Genomic DNA, 536 nt, shown 5'->3' with positions numbered 1-536 from the left:
GGTTGGTGGCGGTGTTCATCACGGTGATCAGGTGTTCGAACTGGTCCGTGGTGGCGAAGATTTCCAGGTGTTGCAGGCCGTGCCGGGGTTTGCGGAGGAAGGCGCCCTGGAGCTGGCGGAGCAGTTCCTCGGAGGGTTCGGCGCCGTCCTGGTCCAGTGCCTCGGCCCAGCTGCGGCTGATCCGGGCCAGGAAGTCGGCGTCGTTCTCGGCCGCGGTGCGGGTCAGGGCGTGCTCCATCGCCGCGACGGCCTCCGGGAGGCAGCTGTGCCGGACCCGGTCCAGGGCGAGCGTGATGACGGTCGCGGCGCGGGAGGCGACCTCGCCGGCCGCGACGGCGGCTCCGAGCTCCGGGTGCAGGGGCGGGATGGGCCGGCCGGCGAGTCCCTGCCGGGGCAGCAGCGTGTCGGCGAGGCAGAGCCGGCGCCTGGCCTCCGCGGCGCTGATCCGCAGCCGTGCCCGCAGGAACTCCACCGTGTTCCGGTACCCGTCATCCAGCACCGATTCCGGCACCGCCGGCTCACCCGTTCCGGGCGGG

Annotated in this window: 1 protein-coding gene; it reads right to left on the bottom strand. The window is 73.3% G+C overall.

The annotated features are described in order from the left end of the window. Window positions 1-536: DUF222 domain-containing protein (locus tag AC1D1A_RS20880; protein ID WP_476948613.1), on the bottom strand; the 536-nt coding region annotated here is incomplete at both ends.

This window comes from Arthrobacter sp. P1_B9 (assembly GCF_056406495.1).
This window is presented reverse-complemented; position numbering and strand designations above follow the sequence as displayed.